At 46.1% G+C, this 22,293-nt stretch carries 20 protein-coding genes; 11 read left to right on the top strand and 9 right to left on the bottom strand.

Annotation, left to right across the window (positions count from 1 at the left end; translation table 11 throughout):
• Positions 1–139: 139 nt before the first annotated feature.
• Positions 140–604 carry an anaerobic ribonucleoside-triphosphate reductase-activating protein gene (gene nrdG, locus GVI43_RS06325; protein WP_159566011.1) on the top strand — a complete coding sequence of 155 codons (465 nt, stop codon included), beginning with the start codon at positions 140–142 and terminating at the stop codon, positions 602–604.
• Positions 605–751: 147 nt separating this feature from the next.
• Here the strand turns inward: nrdG and GVI43_RS06330 are convergent, their stop codons facing one another.
• From GVI43_RS06330 to GVI43_RS06350, 5 genes are all read right to left on the bottom strand, one after another.
• The gene (locus GVI43_RS06330) at positions 752–1,195 is read right to left on the bottom strand and encodes a YhbP family protein (protein WP_159566012.1); all 444 of its coding nucleotides are present in this window, start codon (positions 1,193–1,195) and stop codon (positions 752–754) included.
• Positions 1,196–1,359: 164 nt separating this feature from the next.
• Entirely contained in the window at positions 1,360–2,628 is a 1,269-nt protein-coding gene (locus tag GVI43_RS06335; protein ID WP_159566013.1) for a beta-barrel domain-containing protein, read from the bottom strand.
• A 42-nt stretch (positions 2,629–2,670) separates the two neighbouring features.
• Positions 2,671–4,812, bottom strand: coding sequence for a peptidase domain-containing ABC transporter (locus GVI43_RS06340; protein ID WP_159566014.1), 2,142 nt, complete (start codon positions 4,810–4,812; stop codon positions 2,671–2,673).
• A gap of 246 nt (positions 4,813–5,058) precedes the next feature.
• Positions 5,059–5,196 carry a hypothetical protein gene (locus GVI43_RS06345; protein WP_159566015.1) on the bottom strand — a complete coding sequence of 46 codons (138 nt, stop codon included), beginning with the start codon at positions 5,194–5,196 and terminating at the stop codon, positions 5,059–5,061.
• Between the two features lie 1,074 nt (positions 5,197–6,270).
• Complete coding sequence (locus GVI43_RS06350; protein ID WP_159566016.1) at positions 6,271–6,411, bottom strand: hypothetical protein; 141 nt, start codon at positions 6,409–6,411, stop codon at positions 6,271–6,273.
• 588 nt (positions 6,412–6,999) lie between these two features.
• Here GVI43_RS06350 and GVI43_RS06355 point away from each other — a divergent pair.
• Positions 7,000–7,269, top strand: a complete 270-nt coding sequence (locus GVI43_RS06355; protein ID WP_159566074.1) for a GIY-YIG nuclease family protein — start codon at positions 7,000–7,002, stop codon at positions 7,267–7,269.
• Between the two features lie 14 nt (positions 7,270–7,283).
• On the opposite strand, the gene GVI43_RS06360 is transcribed toward GVI43_RS06355, so the two are convergent.
• On the bottom strand, positions 7,284–9,404 hold the full coding sequence (locus GVI43_RS06360) for an AsmA family protein (protein ID WP_159566017.1): 2,121 nt from the start codon (positions 9,402–9,404) through the stop codon (positions 7,284–7,286).
• Between the two features lie 346 nt (positions 9,405–9,750).
• Between GVI43_RS06360 and GVI43_RS06365 the strand changes: the two genes are divergently transcribed.
• Genes GVI43_RS06365 through GVI43_RS06375 form a run of 3 tightly spaced genes read left to right on the top strand, consistent with a single transcriptional unit; the run spans position 9,751 to position 13,399 of the window.
• Positions 9,751–10,905 (top strand): ROK family transcriptional regulator, encoded by a 1,155-nt coding sequence (locus tag GVI43_RS06365; protein ID WP_159566018.1) that lies wholly within the window; start codon positions 9,751–9,753, stop codon positions 10,903–10,905.
• Between the two features lie 19 nt (positions 10,906–10,924).
• Entirely contained in the window at positions 10,925–12,196 is a 1,272-nt protein-coding gene (locus GVI43_RS06370; RefSeq protein WP_159566019.1) for a hypothetical protein, read from the top strand.
• A 33-nt stretch (positions 12,197–12,229) separates the two neighbouring features.
• On the top strand, positions 12,230–13,399 hold the full coding sequence (locus tag GVI43_RS06375) for an MFS transporter (protein WP_159566020.1): 1,170 nt from the start codon (positions 12,230–12,232) through the stop codon (positions 13,397–13,399).
• A gap of 51 nt (positions 13,400–13,450) precedes the next feature.
• Here GVI43_RS06375 and GVI43_RS06380 read toward each other — a convergent pair whose 3' ends face one another.
• A complete protein-coding gene (locus GVI43_RS06380; RefSeq protein ID WP_159566021.1) occupies positions 13,451–13,960 on the bottom strand; it encodes a GNAT family N-acetyltransferase in 510 nt (169 codons plus the stop codon).
• Entirely contained in the window at positions 13,954–14,475 is a 522-nt protein-coding gene (gene ubiT / locus GVI43_RS06385) for a ubiquinone anaerobic biosynthesis accessory factor UbiT (protein WP_159566022.1), read from the bottom strand. The genes GVI43_RS06380 and ubiT overlap by 7 nt, the downstream gene beginning before the upstream one ends.
• Before the next feature lie 312 nt (positions 14,476–14,787).
• On the opposite strand from ubiT, the gene ubiU reads away from it, so the two are divergent.
• From ubiU to GVI43_RS06400, 3 genes are all read left to right on the top strand, one after another.
• Complete coding sequence (gene ubiU, locus GVI43_RS06390; RefSeq protein ID WP_159566023.1) at positions 14,788–15,783, top strand: ubiquinone anaerobic biosynthesis protein UbiU; 996 nt, start codon at positions 14,788–14,790, stop codon at positions 15,781–15,783.
• A 12-nt stretch (positions 15,784–15,795) separates the two neighbouring features.
• On the top strand, positions 15,796–16,674 hold the full coding sequence (locus tag GVI43_RS06395; RefSeq protein ID WP_159566024.1) for a U32 family peptidase: 879 nt from the start codon (positions 15,796–15,798) through the stop codon (positions 16,672–16,674).
• Positions 16,675–17,146: 472 nt separating this feature from the next.
• Complete coding sequence (locus tag GVI43_RS06400; RefSeq protein ID WP_159566025.1) at positions 17,147–17,998, top strand: ergot alkaloid biosynthesis protein; 852 nt, start codon at positions 17,147–17,149, stop codon at positions 17,996–17,998.
• Between the two features lie 225 nt (positions 17,999–18,223).
• Here the strand turns inward: GVI43_RS06400 and GVI43_RS06405 are convergent, their stop codons facing one another.
• A complete protein-coding gene (locus GVI43_RS06405; RefSeq protein WP_159566026.1) occupies positions 18,224–19,933 on the bottom strand; it encodes a M14 family metallopeptidase in 1,710 nt (569 codons plus the stop codon).
• Between the two features lie 177 nt (positions 19,934–20,110).
• Here GVI43_RS06405 and GVI43_RS06410 point away from each other — a divergent pair, with 177 nt between their 5' ends.
• The 3 genes from GVI43_RS06410 to cyoA all read left to right on the top strand — a co-directional run bounded on the left by GVI43_RS06410 (position 20,111) and on the right by cyoA (position 22,290).
• Positions 20,111–20,644, top strand: coding sequence for a metal-dependent hydrolase (locus GVI43_RS06410; RefSeq protein ID WP_159566027.1), 534 nt, complete (start codon positions 20,111–20,113; stop codon positions 20,642–20,644).
• 153 nt (positions 20,645–20,797) lie between these two features.
• Entirely contained in the window at positions 20,798–21,079 is a 282-nt protein-coding gene (locus tag GVI43_RS06415) for a hypothetical protein (RefSeq protein WP_159566028.1), read from the top strand.
• 326 nt (positions 21,080–21,405) lie between these two features.
• Positions 21,406–22,290 carry a ubiquinol oxidase subunit II gene (gene cyoA, locus GVI43_RS06420; protein ID WP_159566029.1) on the top strand — a complete coding sequence of 295 codons (885 nt, stop codon included), beginning with the start codon at positions 21,406–21,408 and terminating at the stop codon, positions 22,288–22,290.
• Positions 22,291–22,293: the final 3 nt, after the last annotated feature.

The following is a 22,293-nucleotide window of genomic DNA, read 5'->3' on the forward strand; positions in this document are numbered from 1 at the left end:
TAGGCTGGAATAGAGGCTCAAATTTCAGCCTAAGTTTCGCCCGAAAATAGCACGTCAGAATACGGTCATTTAGCTATTTTCAAGATCAAAACGCTCGACGTTAGCGTTTGTTATTAACCGAGTAAGCTGTCATTTATTTATGAATATCCACCAATACTATCCCATTGATGTGGTTAACGGTCCCGGCACCCGCTGCACGCTGTTTGTTTCCGGCTGCGTTCATCAATGCCCCGGCTGTTATAACAAAAGCACCTGGCGGTTAAATTCCGGCGTTCTGTTTACTCAGGCGATGGAAGACCAGATTATTGCTGACCTCAATGACACCAAAATTCCCCGCCAGGGCCTGACGCTTTCAGGTGGCGATCCGCTGCATCCACAAAACGTGCCTGCGGTTCTTAAGCTGGTTAAGCGAGTTCGTGCGGAATGCGCAGGTAAAGACATCTGGCTGTGGACCGGCTATTTACTGGCAGAACTTAGCCAACAGCAGCAAGAAGTTGTTGATTTAATTAATGTACTCATTGACGGTAAATTTGTGCAGGCGCTGGCCGATCCGGCGTTAGTCTGGCGCGGGAGCAGTAATCAGATAGTGTATAAATTACGTTAGGCCAGAGAAATCATCTCTCTGGCTGGGCCGATAAAAGGCTCACTTTTCCCACTCGAAGCACTCCCTCCGTTTTTCCCAAAGTCAGTAGATTAACTAACATCCCCAGAATAATTTGATTTATAGGACAAAAAGAACAGTGGGTTAAGCTTAATCATCGCCGCGCTGCCAGTATAACTTCTTACCAAACCCTAACTTATTATCGGTCATCTTCAGTTCATCCAGCGTCAACCGCCAGACTGGCGCAGAAACCAGCTTAGCGACCGGAAAACGGTGAATATATTGCCGCCTTACCGTCGTAGCCTGTTCACCGTCAAGCAGGCTGAGTCGCCCGCGAAACTGAACGCCTTGGATCAGAGCTACGTTTTTAGTCTGAGCGGCAACCGTGCCGGCAACTAAAGGGTTTACTAACGCCATTTTTGCGTGCCGGGTATGGGTTTCTGACATAATAATAAACGCCATCCGCTCTGGCTCGAACGTATAAAAACAGCTGGCACACCATAAATCCTGCTCCGCTACGGTGCACAGAGTCAGCACATGATTTTTAGCCAGATAGCGACAAATCGCGGTAACGCTCTGAACATCATCAGTCACAGTCAGTACTCCAGATAGCCGGTAAAAAGATGGCGTTAAGTTAACATAAAGCCTTATCCATAGGTACGTCGCAGATAGGTACGCCACATATAGCTACGCCGCAAAATGCTGAATATCCCTGACGTTCAGGCAATCTCAACGCCAGCGAATAACCAAACGGTTAATCAGAAAAAACGTTGACGAACCCGTTCTAGCGGACTCAGTAGCAGCATGATTAACGGCTTCCGGTCTATCGTTATATCGGCGTTTAGCGTCATCCCGCCTAGCAAAGGATGCTTAATGCCGAGGTTATCAACAAAGTGGTTTGGAATGGTTAAGCGAGCCAGATAGTAGCTCTCTTTTTCATTGCGATCGCCGATGAGCATGGCATTAGAATCGATGCTAATCGGATGCATAATATCCAGTTTCGCCGATACCGTACCGTATTTATCAACCGGAAAAGCATCGAAGCGCAGTTTGACCTCTGTCTCTTTTTCAATGGTTCCCATACCGGTAGCGGGAATATATAAGTAGGCGTGCATCTGTTCAGATTCGGCCCGACGCACCACCATTACGGTTTCCAGATTGGCACCAATTGCCTTCCCCTGAGGCAAATTAATCGCCACCACGGTACCCGAATGAGGCGCCAGAACCGCAACTCTATCGCTGCCCTCGACCAATAGCTGTCGAGCAATTTCATTAGTTCGGTTATACAACCGGAACAGTTCATCGTCGATATTACTGCGGCTAAGGGAGTGTTCACTTTCTGCAGCACTACGCCGATTAGCCAATTCCAGAATACTGGATTGCTCAATTTTCTCATTCAGTGCCTGGGTCATTACCTCAGACTGCACTTCATCTAACGATGTGCGTGACACCAGATCTTTTTCAGCCAGCTTTTTGGTAGCTAAATACTTGCGCTGAGCGTTAGCTGACAGAACTTTCATTTGTTCAACTTTTTTATTCAGCGTCTGCTCCGTGCGTTGATAGGTTTCCAGTTGCTCAGTAAAACGCTTTTCCCGCTCTGCCCGTAGCGCCTTCAATAAAGTAATGCGCTCTTTTACTCTTTCAGCCTCTTGGGTAAGCGTCTGATTATTAAACTGACTGACCGAGGTTGAACCAATACTGCCGCGATCTTTTGAAACCCAGAACAGCACCCCGTTTGCCTCAACTTTAGCCCCCGGAATAACGGCAAAATCGATAATAGAACCTGACTCGGGAGATTTAATTTGTATATCACCCTGAGGGCTAATAAGTACCCCTTTTGCCGCCACGCTCTCATTAAATTTGAACAAAATAGAAAAGAGAAAAAAGCTCATCATTGCGGCCAACAGCAGGCTAATCACCCATCGGGTAGTCACCAAATCAATGGAATAAAATGTAGCGATGTTACGCAGCGATAGCGTTACCTCACCCACATCGGACTGCTCGTCATGTTGATCCTTTTGCGGCATATATTTACCTTACTTGTATCCGTCAGGCTATGAGTGAATAAATTATTCCGATTGCTGATTGCAATAGGCTATAGGGTCTTCGATCTGGCTTAATGTTCCTTTATCAAGCAACACCATGCGCCCTGAGCGATATATCAGCTGTGGCGTGTGGGTAATAAACATCAGCCCAAGATCTAACTCGCGCAGATTAGCTAACACCCGCAGTGCCGTACTGGCATCCATATTGGCCGTCAGTTCATCGCACAGTAAAAAGTCAGGCTGCTGATATAACGCTCTGGCCAGAATCAATCGCTGCTTCTCCCCTGCCGATAAAAACGAATCTCCCGGCATAAGGTTGGTGTCATAACCGTGAACAAGCGCTTCAATCACTCCATCGACTTCGGCAATTCGACAAACTTGCTTCACCCGCTGTAGATCGGCCTGAACGCGAAAGCCGGAAACGTTTTGCAGCACGGTGCCGGTAAACAGCATTTCATCAGCGTGAATAATCCTAATGTGTTCGCGCAGGCTCGAGGGTTCTATATTATTGAGTGAAACGTTGTTAAACCGAATATCGCCCGAATTCGCTCTGCTCATGCCGTTAAGTAAGCGCAGCAGGGTGGTTTTACCGGCGCCGCTATGCCCGACCAGAACCACCTCCTCATCCCGCTGCCAGACTAAGTGAACACCGTTAATCACCGGCTGCTTGTCCGGATAGGCAAACCGTAAGTTATCAATACAGATTTCATTGACATATTCGGGACATTTTAGATGGCCAAAACTTTCCCGCTCTTCTTCTGTCATCATCAGATCGGATATACGGCCCAGCGGGGCCTTTAACGCCGAACGATGCAGCAGCTGTTGGGAAAAATCTACCGTGCTGTCGGAAAAATACTGTTTGTAAGAAAGATAGGCATATAGCATTCCCACAGACAGTTCGCCCTGAATAACCATCCATGCTCCCAGACAAACGACTAACAGTTGCTCAGCGTCAACGATCATCTTGGATACGGCGTCAAATTTGGCCATCAAAAGATCTTTTTGCATGCTGGCATTAATATAGGCCCGCATGCCGATATCCAATACCTGATGGCGATCGTTTTCTAATGCATTAGATTTAATGTATGGCATGCCGGAATGCGTTTCGACCAGCATAGATTGGTATCGGGAAACCTCTGAGATTTCCCGGTCGACAGCCCGCTGATATGGGCCAATTAGGGCAAAGCGGACAATAAAAAATAGCGTCATCAGCCCACAGGTACATATCGCCATGATTGGGTTATAGATAAACATGGCTATCATGCTGATAATCGCCATTGCACCGGAGACCAGCATCTTGAGGTTGCCGTTGCTAATAAATTCGGCACAGGCCTCCAGCGATTTATCGATTGCCAACACGCTACTGACCGAACGCCGCTGAAAGTAGCCCAGCCCAAGATTTAACTTATGTCGCCATGCAGATCGAGTTAACTCGTCGTAGCTGAAATTTCTGGCTATCACTTCAAGCAACCCTTTGAACAAACCAGAAATCACCTGAAAGCTAAATACCAGAAAAAAGATGCCGGTTAGCAAAATAACCAAATCAAAATCATTCTTTTGTATAGCTTGATCGACAACGAGCTGAACATAGGAAGGGACAGCTAGCATCAGCAACATACCAAAAATAGCTAACGCTAATAGCAAAAGCTGATTTTTGCCGTGGTCGGTCACTTTATGAATCAGATGATCTAAGCTCAGGCCACTGCCTTGCTTAAGTGAACTTTTCTGGAATCCTTCTTCCGGACGGAGTTCTAACACGTAGTTAGAAAAATGCTCTTTTGCTTCAGCGTATGTGTACCGCCGTACTCCCAGTTCAGGATCGTGAACCACGATACCGGACTTGTTGGCTTTAACAATGACAACAAAGTGAACATTGCGCCAAAAAGCGATGACCGGAAAAGAGAGCTGCTCCAGCTGTTCTACGTTTCCAAACAGCAGCCGATTGCTCATGCCGTTTTTTGAAGCAAACTCCGCTAAATCGGCAATAGAGGTACCGCCCTCAAGGGATACGGTATAAAGTCGTCGTAATTCAGCCAAAGAAGTATGACGCCCATAAGCTCCCATCACCATCGCTATACAGGCTAACCCACATTCAGTATATTCATGCTGAAGAATAACCGGAACCTGCGTTACGGTTTTAATAGAACCAAGATAAGGTAATTGCATCTTTTCGCTTTATCTAAACTTGCATTTAATTTAAACAATAAAGCCCCCTCATGACTTAAAAAAACAGGCTGACCCCAACGCTATTTACATAACATTTATAATCAAATATTTTATTAAAGTCAGAGGGGGCTATTAAAGCCAGAACTTAGAAACCCACTAAAATAAAAATGAGAGTTAAGCTCCGTAATAAACAGCAAGATATTATGATATATTCATTTAATTAAATTAATATATTAAACATCGAACTCATTTATTAGAGAAAGTACGTCCACCACAGCCAATGTTGATCTTTATGTTAAAAAGATCGCCAATATGCTTAATAACAGTCCAGAAGAAAAAACCGCCTACTAACTCTTTGCCTTGACTCATTGATACTTCTTTCATATAAACTTCCTTATATAATAAATAATGTAGTTAAAATTAACTTTACCGAAAACCATATTCGGCGCTGGCATTATATAAGTACATTCAAAATAAAAACAATAACAATAACCGAATAAAATCATGGTGATTGAAAAATCAAGAAGTAAAATAGAGACATATGAAGAATAAATATGGAAACATAATCACGTCAAAGATTAATTAAGAATTTTTATTAAAAAAAAGTTATTTATTTAATACTGAAACATTCAAACTTTTATCTTAAAAAATCTCATTTCGCGACGCGTATATAATTTGACATCACAGTCTCATAACAAGGCAGAGATATATGCCAAACAGCTTTTGATGTCTTCCAACGTATAGTCAAGATATTGGAGAAGCAGGACAAAAGGGCCATAGGCATATTTGAACAGTACGGAACGTTGGTCATAAAGAAGCTAAATACAAAAACGGTTTTAATCAGTGGCTATCTGCGGGTGTGAAAACGAGGAACGGTGAATAGCCACGCCATTGAACCGTCTGAAACCGGTGCCGTATGGTATCTATATACTGAGCACGGCAGATAATTGGCTCTACACCAAGACCAAGATATCCGTAGGTATTATATCAATAGGGAAACGGTATAAAAGCTTCACGCGGTGCAGACCAGCTAACGTTGGTTTATCAGCAAAAAATGGGGGAATGCTTGAAGCCCTGAAGCGGGACTATCGAATTAAGTAACTCAGTATGCAGCAGAAAAAAACATTGGTCAGCAAGCGGGAGTCCATATTCATGCTGAATAATAACCGGAACCTGTAGTGCGGCCCTAAGAGAGCCAAGATAATTACACCTTTCCGTTTTATCTAAACTTTCATTTGATTTAAACAATAAAGCCCCCTCATGACTTAAAAAACAAGCCAATCCCAATGCTATTTACATAACATTTATGATCAAATATTTTATTAAAGTCAGAGGGAGCTATTAAAATAAAAACTTAACAATCTATTTTAAATAGAAACTGGAGTTAAGATTTATATAATCAGTAAGATACTATGATGTATTTATTCAACTAAATAAACGTATCAAGCATCCGACCAATTAACAGCAGCGGCGTGGCTTACATGGCTTCATCAGTTTTGGTGGTCCAAAACAGATTGTAGGTTTAATAGTAAAAAAACCAGAGAAAGCAACTGAACCACCAACTACTTTGTTGCCTTGAGCCATTGGTACTTCTTTCATATAAACTCCCTTATGAAATAATATAGTTAAGATTAATTTCGCCGAAATTATATCCGGCACTGGTATTATATATGTACATTAAAAATAAAAACAATAACAAAAATCGGATAAAATAATGACGATCAAACACGCAATGAGATTAATTAAGACATTTAACGATTAAATATGAAGATATAATTTCATCCAAGACAAATTAATGAGTTTAAATAACAAAAAACAACTCATTAAATACAAGCGCACTCCAACTTATATCTTAAAAAATCTCATACTCCGATGTATACATAATTTAATACTACCATCTCCTGATAAAGCAGGGGGGAAATGCCAAGCTTCTTCTCGATATTTTCTAATCGATAGCTACCATAGCCAACGCACCTACAGCTGGAAGTATGGCGGGCATCTATCGCTTGGTTGCCTATTATTGATAGAATGCGCGGAGCGCCTTAACGCGCTACCGAGCAACGGTTTTAACTTAACCAGTAGCTATTTGCCGTTGTGACTGCTGTTGCAAAAATGACTTAAAAAAGAGAAGTTGTGAATAATCACTCCATTCAGCCACCTGAAACCGATGTCATATGGTATCTATATATGCTGCGCACGGCAGATAATCGGCTATACACAGGAATAACCACCAGCATTGAGCGCAGATTTAAACAACATCAGACGGGCAAAGGTGCGAAAGCCTTACGTGGAGCAGGCCTGCTAACGTTGGTTTATCAGCAAAAAGTGGGCGGACGTTCTGAAGCCCTGAAGCTGGAGTACCGAATTAAGCAGCTCAGTAAGCAGCAGAAAGAAAGGTTGGTCAGCAATCAGGCCATTCCAATAGACTGCTGGAATGGCCTGATAAACAATAGCTAATCTAACCAGCGCCGCTATTTATTTCCTTTCTTCACCGGTTTTTTCTGTGTATGGCCCTTACCCTTTGGCTCAGCGTTCATCTGCTGTAGTACCGAACTGCACTGATTTTCCTCACCTTCGCTCGGTGAAGCCAACGCCAGTAGCGCTGCAGGTGGAGAGATAAAAACGCCCAGCGCGACGGCCGCTACGCCGCGCACCAACAGTGGACCCGCTTCAACGCCGGGATCTGGATTTTTAAACGTTCCTTTAACATACAGCGGTGAACGCAGGGTTAACACCCTCATCCCTTTGCTCTGTGGATCGATCTTTAAATCCATTTTTTCGCTGGCAAAGTTGGTATACCCGGTAATATTAATGATCACATTTTCAGTATCAAACACGAACAGCTGCGGAGTAGCCACACCATCTTTAACGTTTACATCCGCCGCCACGCAGTTAATCCCCACCTCATCATCACCGAAAATCTCTGAAACCAGATAGTTACCAACGTTGAGCCCAAGAATTTCCATCAGGCCGCGGCTGATTAAGCCGTCATTCATCAGAATACGTAGTTCACCGTTGCTGGTAGCCAGCAGCGCGGCCACTGAATTACCGCGTCCAGTTAACGTTGCATCACCGTTGATTTGCCCCTTACTGTTCATCATCGCCTCCACTTCAGGCAATAGCTGTTTCAGTTGGAAACGCCGGGCATGCATATCGACTCTTCCTGACATTGGGCTTTTACTGCCGTCTAAACGAACGGTGGAATTAAGCTTGCCGCCGGCGACGCTAAAGTTGAGAGGGTCCATCAACAGTAAACCGTTATTCAACACTAAGTGGGTATTCAGGTCGCTCACCGGCAGTGACTTACCGTGTTGAATATATTTGGCGCTAAATTTTACGTCTGCATCCATTACGTCCCAGCTTTTGGTTTCAAACGGCTCAACCGGTAGTACTTTGTCCGTTGGCTGGCGAGTTTTTTCACCGCGGTTGCTCTTCTCTTTATTGGAATCAGCACCAATTAGCGGAGCCAAATCGGTAAACAATAGCTGCTTAGATTCCAGCTCACCGCTGAGTTTAGGCCGCGGTTTAGCAGAGACATATTTGAGATTACCGCGAATGTCGCTACTGCCAATTTTGCCGTTGAAGTTCTGATAGTCAAACGATGCCCCGCCTTCCTGATGCAGTCGGGCGATTAGTCGGCCATCGGTTGAGTACGGAGGGGTATTAGGTAATAAGACACCGGTTAAACCATACAGGTTACCTAAGCTTTTACCGGAAAATTTGAGCTGTAGATCAAGCTCAGCAAGGTTCATCGGGTCAATCAAGGTTCCGGCCAATATCACCCTAGTGGTACCAGAACGCACATCGGCCTGTACGGGAAAAGGCTTATCGCTGCTTCTTAAAGAAAGCATACCGCCAATCTTTCCGTTACCGCTCAGAGGCTCGCCTTTATATTTACCGTCTACTTTCCAGCCAAATACATATTCAGGTACGCCGGTATCAGATGTTACGGCGACCTTACCCCCTTTGTTATCACCTTTGTCGCTACCCGTCACTTCGCTAAAGGGTAACGGCTTGCCCAAAGGGTCGATAGCCGCCCGAAAATCCGCCTTCAGAGTGACGTCTTTGAAATCAATCTGGCCTTTGTCAAACACGATATCGTTAATACTGACCGACCAGGCGGACGGTTTTTGGCCTGAGTCGGTGCTATCCGTATTGGCCAGATTGAAGGTCCAGTTGTTATCGCCATTGGCTAAACGCAGGAGGGAAGCCGTGGGCTGTTTCAGCCATATGCGCGGAATGAGTACTTCTTTATGCAATAAAGCCAAAGGCGCAATGCTGGCATCGATTCGTTGCAAAGTTACCATGCTATCGCCAGGAATATTAGCCGGGTTGCCTAACACAATATCTTCAGCATGAAGATGCGGCCACGGCACCCAGCTGCGCCAGCCCGTTTCGTCGGGCTGACGCGCCCAATTAACGCCAAAATCGCCGCGAATGGCAAACGGCCTTTGCAGCTCGGTAGAAACCTTTTCATTAATCATTGGCTTCAGGCGATTCCAGTCATAAACCATCACGAAAATAACCGCGACAGCAATCACCAGTAGTATCCCGCCACCAACCCAGCTGAAAGCCTTTCCTGTTCTAGTCATAGCACTATCCTACAGGCAGATAAAACGACGCCGCTAAGGATAAAAATTAATCGTGGGCAGGCGCTCGTCATTGAAAGGGAGTGTATTAAGCCTAGTTCAAAATATTAGGAAGTTCATGCAGCAGATTCACCGTGGCTAAAGCTTTTCGCTATTTTCCGAAATGTGCCGCGCGCCACGAAAGTTCACAAAGCAAACTAATTGAGCAAAAAAATGCTTTACATGAGGTATAGATCAACATTATTTTATTAAAAAATGCATTTGTGCATATTTCTCTAGCTAATTAGTTCGAATTCTAAACTAATTGGAGGCCAAGGTGAGTGCTAACGTACCTAATACCCTGAGACAAATGAATAAGTCTCTTGTACTGAACATTATCCGTGAACACACCTCACTTTCACGCGCTCAAATTGCGAAAATTGCAGGTATCACCAAGGCGACTATTTCAGAAATCGTCGCTGAGCTGTTGGATGAAAAAATCATCTACGAAAGCGGTGCTATGGAAAACAGCGGGCTTGGACGCAAAGGTATTATGCTTAACTTCGATGCAAATCACGGCGTGGGAGTGGGTATCGATCTGGGCGGAACAAAAATTTCCTTATCGCTGTTTAATCTGAACGCTGAGCTGTTAGCAACCGAGCAGGTTGAAACCTATAAAGTTGAGACCAGCAAACAGTTCCTGCAATTATTTAATCAGACAATATGCAATCTGTTAGCTCAATACGCCATCAGCGCCGACAAGCTAAAAGTTATCGGCATTGCCACGCCGGGCATCGTGGATTATCGCCGGGGTATCGTGCTAGAAGGCTCGCCTAATCTTCCTGAGTGGGAAAATATTGCGCTAGCGGATGAAGTATCCGCCGTATTTAACGTACCGGTCGTGCTGGAAAATGATATCCGTTCAGCCCTGATTGGCGAAATGTGGAAAGGTAAGTGCCGAAAAGTCCATAGTGCAGCATTGATTGGTGTTGGTACCGGGTTGGGAGCAGCCTTACTGATGGACGGAAAAATCATCCGCGGAGCCAACAACGGCGCGGGTGAAATCGGATATATGATGTTCAGTCGGGAGCATTTAAAGCAAAACTGGCGCAACAAAGGCTGCTTTGAAGTTCATAGCTCCGGATCTGGCATTAGCCAGCGTTATCAGGAAATGAGCGGGAAAACCTTCACCGCTGAAACCATCGCCCAGCTAGCTCAACGGGGCGATACTCTGGCTGATTCTTTGTTCCGAGACTTGGCGGACTATCTGGCGATCGGCATCTTAAACATTATTGCCATCGCTAATCCTGAGAAAGTCCTTCTAACCGGCGGAATAACAGGCTCATCGCCGCTGTTCCTGCATTACGTTCAGGCACATGTCAATCAGCACACGTTTACACAAACACAAATTCAGGTCGAGCAGTCTGAGCTGGGAACTCAGGCTCCTCTATATGGCATTGCGGTACTGGCGCTCAACAGAGTTTATCCGTCAATCCAGTTTATGCCTGATGCTCAGTTAAGCTAGTTTTAAGAGGATATAAGCTATGTCTGGTATACATCTCCATCCACACGATATTCTTGATGAAGGCACTGAGTCTATTCTTAAACGTTTGGCGAAAATGGGAGATATTGACCACCTTTTCGTCGAAGTAAATACCATTTTTGAACGAAATCCCTATCCGGTCGGGCACCTTCCCCACAACCCTGTTCACGACGTTGTGATGGGTAGCGGAACGCTGCACGTTAAATTAGAAAACCATCAGCAAGGCGCGCTTTACCAGCGGATTGATCCAACCATTTTAGACGGTCATGACCCGCTGATGTTGATAAAACAGAAAACCGACGGAACCGGTATCAAAGTCATCCCGTGGGTCAATATTCTTAACGGCGACTTCGGTGGTAACATCAACGACAATACGGTGGTTAATTTCCACGGAGATCCGGTAGAACATTGGCTATGCCCAAATGCGCCGGACGTTGTGGCGTTATGGAAAAATACCTTCAGTCGCCTACAGCAGGCCTACGGCTACGATACCTACCTGATCGACCGTATTCGGTTTCCTGACTGGGCCGGAAAGTCGGTCAATCCCGGCGGTTTGTTCACCTGCTTCTGCACTCACTGCCGGCAGAAAATGAAAAAAGAAAATATCGACGTTAAAACACTAATTTTCATTCTCGAACAGTTAGTCATTTTGTTGCGTCAACATCAGTATCGAACCGTCGCTGAATATCTCTTAAAGGACCCATTGCTTAAACAATGGCAAACGTTTCGCCAGCAAAGCATTACTAATTTTGTCCGTACCCTGCTGTGTGACATAAACCAAAATGACCGCTCACTGAAGCTATGGCTTGATTTATGGCCACCGGCCTACTCATGGATTTTGGGCCAGGATTATGCAGAGCTCACCAAACTGTCACCGGCACTTAAACACTTCCCATACCATAAGCTGGGCGGAGGCGCTGACGTTCAGGGGCTTATTGAGTTCTTCGCCACGACTCCAGAGGAGAAGGAAGACGCATTTCAGGCCTTTCTTCACCTGTTTAATCTGCCTTACGAAATCAGTTACGAGTATTTCAAGGCACAGGGGTTCCCTATCGCATTTGTTAAACATCAAAATGACATCGTAAGGCAGCAATCCCAGCCCGGCACCTTTATATTCAGCGGCATACAAATGTGGAATATCGATCCACAAAATCTAATAGACGCGGTTAACGCCGCCAAGCTTAGCGCCTGTGACGACCTCCTCTATTACTGCTATGGCTGGGCAACGGAAGAGTTGTTCAACGCCGTAGGACAACAATCGTCTGGCGCTTAACTCCGTAAACCTGATCTCAGGGGAGAACAAAACATGACTAACGAACAAAAGTGGAAAGTGTTCTTTTTACTGTTCACTACCATGTTTCTGCTGGGGGGAATCCAAAATACCAAAGGTATTATTCTCGAGCAGGTACACCATGATATTGGCCTTACGCTGTCACAGATCGGTACATTAATCTCAACCTTTCAGTATGGATTTCTGATTGCCAGCCTGCTAACCGGCTATTTTACCGATAAGAAAGGCCTGCGGTTTATGATGTTTATCGGCGCTAGCTGTATGGCCGTCGGGCTGGTCGGTACCAGCATGGCTTTTACCATCATGCTGTTTCTTGGCTTTTATATGGTTATCGGTCTGGGTATTGGCTCCATGCTGGTTTCGATCATCACGGTTATTCCTACGTTTTATAAACAGCGCGCCGGTATGATGTTCAACGTTGCCAACGCTATGTTCGGCGTTGGTATGATTGTCACCCCGCTCATTCTGAACATGATGTTTAGTCACCATATCTCATGGCGAATGTTCTATATTGGTATCGCCGTTATTGTTGCTTTAATCCTACTAGTTCTGACTACGCTAAAGCTGGAGAAATCTGGCGGCATGGAGATGAACGTAACGGATTTCATGCAGTTGCTGACCAACGGTCGCTTAATGTTAGTGGTTGCCTACTTGCTATTTTATGTTGCGGCTGAAGTCGCATTCCTCAACTTTTTCCCCATCTTCTATAGCTCTCTGGATATCACCAATGCAACGCTAGCAGAAAAAACCGCAACCGGCGCCTATGTCATTGCGAGTTTTGCCGTTCTGTTTACCGTAGGCCGCTTTATCGGTGGATTTATCAACATACGTTTAGGCGAACGCAAAACGCTGATCCTATTCTCTGCCCTGTCTTTGGTTACGCTGATTATCAGCCGGATGATGGTATACGAATGGATTTATACCTTTATGGCCTTTGGGTTTGCGATGTCAGTGCTGTTTCCAACCGCATCGGCTATCGGTACTCGTATGACCGATAAGAGCGGAAGTATGATGGGGCTTATCTACGTTGCCTCAGGGCTGGGCGGCGCATTTGCCGGTTGGCTGGTCGGGTTACTGTCTGAAACTTACGGAATAGGATTTGGCTTTAATACCCTAATTGGCTTTGTTTGCGTATTCCTGATTTTATCCTGGTTTGTACGGGAAACGCCTCTAACCTCAAAATGATAAAAAGCTAAAGGAACGGAAAGCGCTTCCGTTCCTTTATGAGTCGCTTAATCACGCCGGTAATTGATCAAACGGTGCAGAATACTCCACCAGCCCGGACACGCCAACCAGCGCATCGTCAGCCAGTGAATAAATCTGAAACGCCGATGCCACATCGGGCCACTGGCTGTGAAGATTAAACTCAGCCGCTGGCTTAAAGCCAAAAGGAGCGTAATAGGCCGGATCGCCTAAAACGGCCACGGCAGCATAGCTGAACTCATTTAGCGTATCCAAACCTTCATAAACCAGCGCTTTACCTATGCCTTTACCCTGATGCTTTTCAGACACGGCTAAAGGGGCCAGACCAACCCATAGGCGGTCTTCACCGTTCACCATCACCGGGCTAAAAGCGGCATAGCCAATAATTCCACCGTAATCGTCGGTTGCGACAACGCCCAGCGTGATGAGCCCGTCTTCACGCAGTTGCTGAATTAAGTCTGCTTCGCGATTACCGGCAAACACTTTACGCAGCAGTTTGGCTATCCCTGCGGCATCAACGGGTATTTCAACCCGAATTAACACGATGCGGGTGCGTGCGAAGTGGCTTCGCCGCCCTCTTTCAACCCGGCCTCAACAAAATCGGCCAACTGCTGTAAGCCAATACGTAACGGAGCGGGCATATTTTCCAGCTCGATGGCATCCATCAAGTTTTTGACATACAGGCCCAGTTCGGTATCGCCTTCAATCACTAAGCGACGCTGGAAAAATAAGGTGTCGGGATCTTGCTTACGGGCCGCGATAAGAATCAAATCATTGGCGTCGGCGCTAAAACTAACGTCTGCCTGTTGCTTATCGCTTACCAGCAACACGCCCTCACGTACGGTAACAAACCAGCACAGTTCAAGATCGCGTACTTCGACTTTTAGCCAGCGGTTTTCCAGAAAATCCAAGTCGCCTTCAGCCAGCGCATGGCGGAACTGCCAGCCTAATAGCTGTTGCAGTACCTGTTTTTGCAAGGCAAACGGGGTGAGTTTTATCGGTAAACGTAAAAGGGACGGACCCTGACGGACTAAACGAGCTCTAAGTTGTTCTAACACGGGCTCTGACTCCTGCTAAGCAAAATATTCTGGTTATTCTGCCACAATGGGCCTCAAGATCGTCGAGTCAGGTCAAAAAATTGTCAATTTATCGATAACAGAACATCATTCTGATTAAAAACATCACTTAATGGTTATATTTTTCATTCTGGTGTTCCTCAGTATTCCCCATGAATAAGTGATAAGCTGCCCCAAATCAAAAATCGTTATCAAAAGGTTAACTACAATGTTGGTAGCGAAAAATGTACCCCAGCTTAAAAGGGCTATTATTATCAATATGATGATGGCCCTTCTCTTTTGTAGGAATAATGGATGGAACTGCTGTGCCCGGCCGGTAATTTACCGGCGCTAAAAGCCGCAATAGATAACGGCGCAGATGCGGTATATATCGGTTTTAAAGATGATACTAACGCTCGCCATTTTGCCGGACTCAACTTCACTGACAAAAAGCTAGAAGAGGCGGTTAGCTATGTACACCGCCATAAGAAAAAGCTGCATATTGCGATCAATACCTTCGCTCACCCTGACGGTTACGGGCGTTGGCTGCGGGCGGTGGATTTAGCCGCCGACTTAGGCGCCGATGCGCTAATTCTGGCGGATATCGCCATGCTTGAGTATGCCTCAGAGCGCTATCCACACTTAGAACGCCACGTTTCGGTCCAGGCATCGGCGACCAATGAACAAGCCATTCGCTTCTATCAGCGTAATTTTGACGTAGCCCGAGTGGTTCTGCCGCGCGTACTTTCGATGCATCAGGTTAAGCAGTTAGCCCGTACTAGCCCGGTTCCTCTGGAAGTGTTTGCCTTTGGCAGCCTGTGCATTATGGCCGAAGGCCGTTGCTATTTGTCATCTTACTTAACCGGAGAATCGCCCAATACCGTTGGTGCCTGTTCACCGGCTAAGTTTGTGCGCTGGCAGCAAACCGCCGAGGGGCTGGAGTCTCGATTAAACGATGTGTTAATTGATCGCTATAAAGACGGTGAGAACGCAGGTTATCCAACGCTGTGCAAAGGCCGCTATCGGGTAGACGGTGAGCTATATCACGCGCTGGAAGAGCCCACCAGCCTGAATACCCTAGAGCTTTTGCCCGAACTGCTGGCGGCCAACATTGCCTCAGTGAAAATTGAAGGCCGACAGCGTAGCCCTGCCTATGTCAGTCAGGTGGCGAAAGTATGGCGTCAGGCGATTGACCGTTGTGTTGCCGATCCTGAGCGTTTTAGCGTCGATAAATCCTGGATGGACACGCTAGGCTCGATGTCTGAAGGCACCCAAACCACCCTTGGTGCTTATCACCGCAAATGGCAGTAGCCGGAGAACATCATGAAATATTCACTGGGCCCGCTGCTTTACTATTGGCCGAAAAGCGATACCGAAGCCTTTTATCATGCGGCAATGAAAAGCGACGCCGATATTATCTATTTGGGCGAAGCCGTTTGCAGTAAACGCCGGGAATTGAAGGTCAACGATTGGCTGGACTTAGCCCGAGCGGTCGCTCAGTCCGGCAAGCAGGTTGTGATATCAACCCTTGCGCTGCTTCAGGCCCCTTCAGAGCTAACCGAGCTAAAGCGTTACGTCGAGAACGGTGAGTTTCTAATTGAAGCGAATGATTTAGGCGCGATAAACATCGCCGCCGAGCAGAATCTTCCTTTTGTCGCCGGACCAGCCTTAAACTGCTATAACGCCTATGCGTTAAAAAACCTGCATAAGCAAGGCATGGTGCGCTGGTGTATGCCGGTAGAACTGTCCCGCGACTGGTTAATCAACCTGCTGAATCAGTGCGAGGAGCTAGGTATCCGCCAAAAGTTTGAAGTGGAAATCTTCAGCTACGGCAACCTGCCGCTGGCGTACTCTGCGCGCTGTTTTACTGCGCGCTCAGAAGATCGGCCAAAGGATGACTGCCAAACCTGCTGTATTCATTACCCTACCGGGCGCAACGTTATCTCTCAGGAAAACCAACAGGTGTTTGTGCTTAACGGGATTCAGACTCAGAGCGGCTATTGCTATAACCTTGGCAATAACCTGAACGAAATGAACGGGCTGGTGGATATTGTTCGCCTATCGCCTCAGGGAAAAGAAACTATCAGCCTGATTACCGCGTTTAAGAATAATGAACAGGGTCAGGCTCCGCTCAGGCTACGGGATCGGGCAGACTGCAATGGATATTGGAAGCGGGTAGCCGGGCTCGAACTGATTGAATAATGCAGGCTAATTCGGTGATATTACTTGGTGTGGCAAGGCCGTTTATCGAGCGGCCGTCCATCAGAGATAACGCCGGAAATAAGGCCAGTGTTAAGGAAAATCGCTACCTTTCAAACAATGGCTCATAACAATAATCTATTTTTTCTTAACCTTCATTTTGCGACAGCGCCTTCATAAAATATAAATTAACTGTTTTAAAGTAATAAAGCGGTCGTTTTTTGGCCATTCCCTGCTAAATTTAAAATAACCTACCGCGTTATCAACGATCGAAGTGTTGCACTATAAGCACCACTGGTTTCAGCGTTAAGGTTGTAGCAGTCAACGGTATCGGCGTTAATCGGCAAGATAATTATCCTTAAGTAACAGTACCCTATCCCGGTTATTACCGTACATCGCCAAAGCCATGGTGACTGGAGTCCATTAATTGATCCTGACGCTGCAAGCGTCAACATCAGGTCATGAAGGAGGCAGTATGGGTAACCCAACCATTCTTCTTACCGGAGGTACCGGAAAAACTGGTCGCCGGATTGCATCACAACTCAAGGCTGAAGGCCGATGCGGGCTGGTTGCGTCGCGATCCGGATCGTCGGTATATGGGCATCCCGGGGTTTGCTTTGACTGGTATAACAAGACCAACCATGCGGATATTCTCGAAGGGATTCAGGCCATTTATCTGGTTGCGCCATCCCATGAAATTGATTCATTAAAAGTCATGCAGCCGTTTATCGACCTTGCTCTAGACCGTGGGATCCGGCGGTTTGTATTGCTCAGTGCGTCACTGCTGGAGGAAGGCGGACCGATGATGGGCGCTGCCCATGCTTATTTAAAACAGCATGCGCCCGAATGGACAGTGTTACGACCAACGAGGTTTATGCAGAATTTTTCAGAAGAGTTCCATATGTCGTCGATTCTGGATGAAGGTAGGATTTACTCAGCCACCTTCTTTGGCAAAGTCCCGTTTGTTGATACTTATGATATTGCCTTGGTCGCCAATGCCGCGCTAACCAACCCAACGCCGCTTAATCGTGACGTCATTATTACTGGCCCGGAAGCGCTTTCTTACGCGGAAGTCGCCCAGATAATCGGCGGTGCTATCGGGCACCCGGTTTCTCATATCAGGCTAAGCGAAGACGATTTTTCCCAACGCTTGATTAATCTGGGTATGAATGAGAATTACGCCAAAGCGCTGGCGATGTTGGACACGTTGGTTGCCAGAGGCTACAAGGTTGAAATAACCGATGAAGTTGAGAAAATCACCGGCAAAACGCCGAAGAGTTTGGATACTTTTGCCAGAGAGATGCGAAAAATTTGGCTGCCGGATTAACCCTACGGCGCATCGTGGACGACAAAAGTAAAGTGGCTTAATTTGATTACAGTATAGGTTTGGTCCGCCATATAGAACGCGAAATATAGCTATTATCAGACGGCCAAAAGGGTGACTACAGAAAATAGCCAGCCCTTCGGCCACAAGGAAAAATGTATATTCCCGCGTTGCTTTCGCGAACCAAACCTACGCTACGACCAACTCAAACCGTTTAATCAAAAGCATTCATTGCATCAAAATCAGCGACAGCTCCGGGCGTTCCTGTACGCGATAAACTGGCAACACCGGCAATACGGTTGCTGCCTGAGCGTTATGGCTGGCTTTCTTTTTAGTCGCCGCTTTTGGCTTAGCCGGCAGCGATAACAAGCCATTAGCGATAAAGCTACTCTGAGTTTCCGGTTCCAGCGCCGCTATCGCCAAGTTAGCCAGCGGCTGATCTAACGGTACATAGTAATAACCAACCGCCAAATCTAACTCTTTATCCGACTGACTGGTTTTTACTTCAATCATAGAATTACCCGCCTTGCCAACGCTGCCGGTTACATCCTTCTTATTGGCATCGCTGCGTTCAACAAGGTTGTATTGCTGCACTTTTATGGTTTGAGGCTGATTAAGCTGATAAACCTCAATTCCCAGCGCCTGAAGCTGCTTTGCAGCCCGTTTTTCACTCGGTGCAAGGACATAAGCATAAGGCCGGGAGCGGGTGATAACCGGCGTAATACTCAGTGAAGAGCGCCAGTCGGCATCAACCGTTTTACCGTCGGCCGTTTTGGCATCAATCATCGAAATAGTGCGTTTCTCTGTTGTTGCTCTACCCTGAACGGTAATTGCGCCTTGGCCTGCCTGTAGGGCGATGTCTGCTCGAACTTCGCGCCCCATGATAATCAGGTCTTCGCTATTTTTAACCGCCGTTTTCACCAAAGATTGCATCGCAACAAGCTGAGTATAAACCCGGCGGGTAAAGTGGGCTTTGCCTAACCCAACACCTCGGGTTTCCAATAGGAAAGCGGTTGAATTACGTAAGCCAGCAATATTGCGGAAGGTATCAGCGCCGATCCCGCCCATCGATAACGTAATATTTTTCATCTCTTTTTTATCGGTAGTGAAATACCAACTATGGCTTAGGCCGTTGGTTTCCAGCGCGGTAATAATGCTCTCGCGAAACGGCTTATCGCTCATTGTCGTTATTTTAGCCGGTAAATTTACCGTGGTCGCGTACTGCAGCATTGCGTCATAGCGCTGAACCGCGCCAAACTTTTCCACCCAACGACCGGCGGCACTATATTCATGACTGTCCAACACCACATCGGGCTGGTATTGAGTCAATACACCGGCAATTGCCCGGCTTTCAGGCGTAGTCAGCAACAGGTGATCGCGGTTTAAATTGATGCCGTTAGCCAGATCGCGGGTGAAATTTTCAGCGCCGTCCGGATTAGCTCTAGGAATAATCAGTACGTTGACCCGAGACAAAACATCGCCCTCTTTACCTTCGGCCAGACTTTTTGCATAGGCCAGAGCCGCTTCACCTGACGCCGGTTCGTCACCATGCTGTAACGCAACGATCAGTACCGTCGGCTTATTGTTTTTGAGCAATACGGAGGGAGCCGCACTGTGGGATTCAGAAAACACCAGCAGGGGAATATCACGACCTTGCTGTGATTGGCCGATAACCTTGACCTTCATGGCAGACGTGCTTTTACTTAATGTACGGATGAACGCTTCCATTTCTTTTTGAGAGGTGAAATCTATTTTATCTTTCACCAGAGCTGGCGTTCCCATATCCACATTGGGTTCAGGAAACTGTTTTACGATAGCCGGAATTTCTTGATAATTCTTAGCCGGATCGTACTTAGCTAACGCCGCCAGCGGAGAAGCCAGTAGACCGATTAAACAGGGAAATAGCAGTGCCATTGCCGTTCGGGAAAAGCATTTCATTGATGTATCTCCAAAAAAGAACAGGGTACTCACCGCATCGCGTTATAGTTTTTTATCTTACACGCGCAGGTATAAAAGTTCCTAACTTCATCGAATCTTCATACTAAAAGGTAATCCTGTTTTGCATTCAGTAATAAGCTTTATTTTTCCAGACGCTTTGCAATACAGGACGCGATCATGCCAACGATTGTTACTCACGCTGCGGTTCCCTTATGTATCGGTTTAGGCTTGGGTAAGCAAACCATCTCTCCGGCCTTACTGATAGCGGGCATCGTCTTTTCAACCATACCCGACCTTGACGTGCTCTCGTTTAAACTGGGCATCGCCTATGCAAACGCCTTTGGTCACCGCGGGTTTACCCATTCTTTGCTGTTTGCTTTCTTATTACCCACTTTGGCGCTGTTATTTCGGCGATGTTTTAATGCCAGCTATTGGCGTATCTGGTGGTTTTTAACGCTATCGCTGCTTTCCCATAGCGTTCTTGATTCACTCACCACCGGCGGTCTGGGCGTTGGCTGGCTCTGGCCGTGGTCGCAGGAACGATTCTTCGCACCAGTGCAGGTGATTAAAGTCGCACCTTTTCAGCTTAGCCAGTATCTCAAACCGAATGGAATCGCGGTGATTAAATCAGAACTCTGGTGGGTGTGGTTGCCGGGCGTGACCTTAATGCTGGGCTTGATGATAAACAGAATGGTCAAAAGCAGACATTGATAATGTGACTTACCCTTCGTCATCCCCGCGGGGAGGGTCCGATGATATTTTTTTACCCGATGGACACTTTTAGTACCTGATATGTAACCAACTGCCGTTTTTTTACTATACTTTAACTAGGGCCAACATCTGTGGCTCGTATTGAGGTGGCTCATGGACACGTTCGGACTTGCACGTACTCATTCAGGCGTATTAATCATCCATAGCTGTCAATGCGCTCAGTACGATCATATTGAAGAGTATTTTAAAGCTGCCCTTAAGCAATACAGCTATTTGGTTAAGCGTGGCGAAGAAATTGACTGCGACGAATGGGAACGTCGAATTTTAGAAAAAAAGCCAGCGCAGTCAGTTGACCATCTGCTGAATGCGATTCATGCCGTCATGCATAACGAACCGGAGCTAAAACATCAATGCAGCCGCTATTATACGTTGTAATGACGTAATCCAGTCGCTTCCCGAGCGCACAGCCCCGGGATTCCACCACGCTTTCCCGATTAAATGTTAATCAAGCCACTTATACGATTAACGTTAATTCATTTCGCTATTTTTAATAGCAAATTTAATACAACCCACTGATTCAATACGTAACGATCTTTAATTCCTCTGATTTAAATCTGTTATTCGTCTAAAAGTAGCACAAAGCATTGGTATTGTTTTCTGACACGAAATTAATGTTATTTACATATTTGCAACTTTTCCATAAAATTAGCCTCACACGTAATATAGCAAAGCGCTTTTGTACTTTGTCATGAGGTTGTTCAATGAGTCTCAAACAATACAATAAGTTTTCTAAGGTGCTCGTTCTGGCTTTCGTTGGGTTACTACTCAGCGGCTGCGATATGGCACTGATGAATCCTAAAGGGCAGATAGGGATGGAACAAAAATCCCTGATATTGACTGCCACCTTTCTCATGTTGATTGTTGTTATCCCTGTGATCTTCATGACTTTTTACTTCGCATGGAAATATCGCGAAACCAACAAAAACGCCAAATATACGCCAAACTGGGCCCACTCAAATAAGATTGAGATGGTCGTTTGGGGTATTCCCTGCATTATTATTATCATTTTAGGTACTCTGACCTGGAAGAGTACGCAGGAACTTGACCCGCGTCAGCCGATTCAAAGCGAAGCTAAAACCATTACGGTTGAGGCAATTGCTATGAACTGGAAATGGCTGTTTATCTATCCGGATCTCGGTATTGCAACGGTTAACGAAATTTCTTTCCCTGAAAACGTGCCGGTCAAATTTAAAGTCACTTCCGATGACGTAATGAACTCTTTCTTTATTCCTCGCCTTGGCAGCCAAATTTATGCCATGGCCGGAATGCAAAATATTGTTCACCTGATTGCGAACGAGAAAGGCGTTTATCCGGGCATGTCGGCTAACTATAGCGGAGCCGGGTTTTCAGGAATGAAGTTCAACGCCATTGTCACTTCTCAGGAAGATTTCGATAAGTGGGTTGAAAAAGTTAAGCAGTCCCCAGAGCAACTCCAATGGGAAGATTACAAGCAACTTGCTAAGCCAAGTGAAAATAATAAGGTTGAGTACTTCTCAACGATTAAACCTGGCCTATACCTAGAAATTATTAATCAATATATGGGTATGGATATGAGCAAGCACTCACATTCAGGAGCCGAGGAATAAACC

The sequence above is a fragment of the Budvicia diplopodorum genome, assembly GCF_009800925.1.
In the GTDB taxonomy this organism is placed as follows: domain Bacteria; phylum Pseudomonadota; class Gammaproteobacteria; order Enterobacterales; family Enterobacteriaceae; genus Budvicia; species Budvicia diplopodorum.